We start from the raw sequence: 1,969 nt of genomic DNA, 5'->3' as shown, positions 1-1,969 counted from the left end.
CCCGTCGAACCCTTCCTATCCGCGCTTTCACGGGATAGTGCATCAGTTCGTGTCCACTCCAGTCGAGTTGGTTGCCCCACTTAAGGGGCACGTTCTGCGTCGAGTGGAGTGGGCGATGGACCCGCTGGGATTTGAACCCAGGGCGTCCTCCTTGCAAAGGAGGTGCTCTACCGCTGAGCTACGGGCCCTGTTAGCCTTGGTGGTTCTAAAGTGCCTGTCTGGTGACAGTGGCGTGCCAACGATCGGTCACGCTGGAAGTGATGAGTGTGAAAGGTGGGTCAGGCCGTCGGCCTGATCCCGGTCTGTGGAGGTGATCCAGCCGCAGATTCCCCTACGGCTACCTTGTTACGACTTAAGCCCCCTTGCGAAGCCCAGATTCGACTGTCTTGCGACAGCCTCATCCGGACCTCACTCGGGTGCTTTGACGGGCGGTGTGTGCAAGGAGCAGGGACGTATTCACCGCACTCTTGTGAAATGCGATTACTACCGAATCCAGCTTCGTGAGGGCGAGTTTCAGCCCTCAGTCCGAACTACGATCAGGTTTCGGAGATTAGCGCCCGCTTTCGCGGTTGCGACCCATTGTCCTGACCATTGTAGCCCGCGTGTAGCCCAGCTCATTCGGGGCATACTGACCTACCGTTGCCCGTTCCTTCCTCCAGTTTGGCACTGGCAGTCCTCCTAATGTACCCAGCCAGTCGAAACTGCTGCTGGCAATTAGGAGTGCGGGTCTCGCTCGTTGCCTGACTTAACAGGACGCCTCACGGTACGAGCTGACGGCGGCCATGCACCTCCTCTCTACGGCTCGTGATGAGGTCATCAACCTGACCGTCATTACCGTAGTCGGAGCTGGTGAGATGTCCGGCGTTGAGTCCAATTAAACCGCAGGCTCCTCCGGTTGTAGTGCTCCCCCGCCAATTCCTTTAAGTTTCATCCTTGCAGACGTACTTCCCAGGCGGCTCGCTTCTCGGCTTCCCTACGGCACAGCACAGGCGCGTAGCCTGTGCCACACCTAGCGAGCATCGTTTACGGCTAGGACTACCCGGGTATCTAATCCGGTTCGAGACCCTAGCTTTCGTCCCTCACTGTCGGATCCGTCTTCTCGAGGTGCTTTCGCCATCGGTGGTCCGTCCGGGATTACAGGATTTCACTCCTACCCCGGACGTACCCCTCGAGCCTTCCGGTCCCAAGCCTCGGAGTTTCCGCCGGACGCCCACACGTTGAGCGTGTGGATTTCCCGACGGACTTGCGAGGCCAGCTACGGACGCTTTAGGCCCAATAAGATCGGCCATCACTCGAGCTGCCGGTATTACCGCGGCGGCTGGCACCGGTCTTGCCCAGCTCTTGTTTGTGTACCACCCTACGGTACACGAAAGCGAGGACGATATGCCCTCGCACTCGGAGTCCCCTTATCGCACTTGCGTGCAGTGTAAAGGTTTCGCGCCTGCTGCGCCCCGTAGGGCCCGGTATCTTGTCTCAGATACCGTCTCCGGGCTCTTGCTCTCACAACCCGTACCGATTATGGGCACGGTGGGCCGTTACCCCACCGTCTACCTAATCGGCCGCAGCCACATCCTACAGCGCTGACGCATTTGGAACTCTCTGTCGTTCAAACCTGAGAGCCGTATGCGGGATTAGCCTCAGTTTCCCGAGGTTGTCCCGCTCTGTAGGGTAGTTTGGCCACGTGTTACTGAGCTATCCGCCACGAGGTTACCCTCGTGCGACTAGCATGGCTAAATCGGACTCCGATAGCAATGGCCTCCGGCAGGATCAACCGGAATGTTTCTTCCCCGTGAGGGGAAGAGGGTGTGGCGGGATTCCTTCCCAGAGGGAAGGGAATCACCATCAAATCACTTCATTGCGTGGTCCGTTCGTTGGTCGTTCAGTGCCACCAGACAGGTGTCACCGAACCACCAAGGCTAACATCAGATCCCATCTGTACGGCGGACCGCAGGGGTGGAATCCTCATCTC

At 58.6% G+C, this 1,969-nt stretch carries 1 tRNA gene and 1 rRNA gene; both read right to left on the bottom strand.

Annotated features, from left to right (window positions below):
* Positions 1–116: 116 nt before the first annotated feature.
* Positions 117–188: transfer RNA gene (locus tag RJT48_RS20575), tRNA-Ala, on the bottom strand.
* Positions 189–305: 117 nt separating this feature from the next.
* Positions 306–1,778 (bottom strand): 16S ribosomal RNA (locus RJT48_RS20570).
* Positions 1,779–1,969: the final 191 nt, after the last annotated feature.

The organism is Halobellus ordinarius, assembly GCF_031823395.1.
GTDB lineage: Archaea > Halobacteriota > Halobacteria > Halobacteriales > Haloferacaceae > Haloquadratum > Haloquadratum ordinarius.
The sequence above is the reverse complement of the archived record's forward strand: the minus strand, read 5'-3'. Positions and strand labels throughout refer to the sequence as shown.